Source organism: Endozoicomonas sp. SESOKO3 (assembly GCF_024606255.1).
This window is the reverse complement of sequence record NZ_JAHHPR010000530.1, coordinates 1-2,149: the sequence shown is the minus strand read 5'-3', so window position 1 is coordinate 2,149 and position 2,149 is coordinate 1. Positions and strand designations below refer to the sequence as shown.

Annotated in this window: 2 protein-coding genes; both read left to right on the top strand. The window is 44.9% G+C overall.

The genetic code is table 11. The features are described 5' to 3' along the window. Positions 1-1,501, top strand: a 1,501-nt coding sequence (locus tag KDK18_RS09155) for a DUF4116 domain-containing protein (protein ID WP_257254598.1), incomplete at its 5' end; no start/stop codon positions are given. A gap of 174 nt (positions 1,502-1,675) precedes the next feature. Beyond that, the coding region (locus KDK18_RS09150; RefSeq protein ID WP_257254597.1) for a hypothetical protein at positions 1,676-2,149 on the top strand (474 nt) is incomplete at its 3' end.

Here is a 2,149-nt window from a genome sequence, read left to right as displayed (position 1 = left end):
ACTGGCACCGGTCGCTCTGGCTTCGGGTCGCGGCAGGCTGACCAGGGAAAGGGATGTCACCTATGTTGATTGCACGACTCCGGGTAAAACGTTGACGCTGTTGAGTCCTTCCTGCAAGGCATCCATCAAAAAATCAGGGCTTTCAGCCACTGTCGTCAGTCTGGATGATGTCCTGATTGTAAACCTGATGTTAGGATTTCACGTGGGTCTCATCGAGCTACTTGAACACGCAGAGGGAGGAAAAGGGCGAACCTTGCGGCTGAAATTTTCTGACGTGTTTAATGAGTTTTATTGCGATCATAAAGTTGGCAAGTTAAAACGTATGTGGTTTTTGGTGCAGTTACTGAAAGCGATCGAACTGGATAAAAATGCTGATGGTATTAAGTTGTCTTGCAACGCAGTGGCAGGAGAAATAATCATCGCATGGCACCGAATGGAATCACGTGAAACCATGCAAGATGCCTTTGGAAAACTGCTGATTGTACTAGACGCTATGTTTAATCTGGATCAACAATTGGAACACACTGCCATCTTTGAAGGAGATCAGTGGGACTTTAACTTGCTTGCACAACGCCTTAACAGGCAAGTTGTGACAGAAGCCGATAGATTTGCCTTTCAACATTGCCTTTTCTCATTGTTTTACAGAAAGGGTTACTGTATTACTCCCGCTTGCTGCCAGTTATTAAGCGACCACCTCCAACAGATTGTTAATCTTGCTGAGCGACTGGATGAGTGTCAGTGGTTAGTATTATGCGGAAGAAAGCCGGAGGACAGTGTTCGGAAAATGTTAATGAGTGATGAGATCAGTGAGGACGCCCGCAAGGAAGTTTTGCATCACTTTTTATTATTTGATCCCAAAAACGCTATTCGAGTGGTTGAGCATGTGTATGACCTGAGAAATCAATACTTTATTATCAATCGATCCTACAGTTACAGACTGAATTTTTATATTCCCCCGTTTCACTCGCTTCCGGATAATAAAGAAAAGCTCAAGAATGTTTTGCTGAAGCACGGATTGAAATATGCCAGCCAACGGGTACGAAATGATAGAGAGCTGGTATTAGAAACCATTGCAAAACATCCACTTGATCTGCAATATGCAAGTGAAGAAATGAAGAGAGATAAAGAAGTTGTCTTAGCCGCAGTCAATCGGAATGGCTATTGTATGGGTCATGCCAGCCCGAAGCTTCAGGATGATTATGAGTTTGTTATGACAGCTGTCGAAAAAAGTCCTGAAGCTCTTCGGTATGCCAGTGAAAGAATCCGAAGGGATAAAAATATTATTAATAGTGTCATTGCTCATAGCATTAAATTCTTAATGGATGCCAGTGAAACGGTGTTGAATGATCGCGACTATATACTCGACTTAATTGCAAAGGAACCTCTGGCTTTCAAATATGCGGCTGCCGAGCTTCAACGTGATAAAGCTTTTATCGATTCAGCCATTCTGAGAAATCCCAAAGTGATTGAATACACCAGAAAATGTTCGGATAAGGTCTGATTGGCTCTGACAACGTTGACCAGTGCAAAACGTGTTGCCAGCTTATTGTTATTTTTCTATTGCCTGCTTCAGGCTGCCGGGTGAACTTTACTAAAAAATTATTGTCAAAAGGAGGTGGTTTATTGATGTGCCAGCTATCAAAACATGGATTCATATTAACATGAGAGGGATATCTTGATGTTACCTGCTACCTTTGATCCTGAAATTCCGGGAACGAATCAAAATCAGAATGCCGGGGCTTCTGGTTCATCCAGCAGGGTCAGTCGTTCAGCCAAAAGGCAATTAAGTTCTCCTGGTGCCAGTAGTATTACTGACCCAGTGTCGCTGGTTAAGCGCAGCTGCCGTTCTGCTTCAGATAAGGCTCTCATGTACCGGGAACAACTTGGGGGCAAGGGGTTGTTTTTGTGGCGCATGGAGAACGCCGATTTGCCTGTTCCATCATTCCAGTGTGTGACCGCTCAGGTCATGGAGGCTCTCGAGCAATACCCGCTGGATAGTCATCGTTTAGGCCCCTGTCTCCCGAGGATCGTCGATGAACCGGAGGCAAAGATCAGTCTGGCGAACATCAGGGAGCGCCTCAATGCTTTGCCACCTTCAGAGCAAACCAAAAGAGATAGCTGGCTGGCGGGTCTGGCGGCATTTATTGCC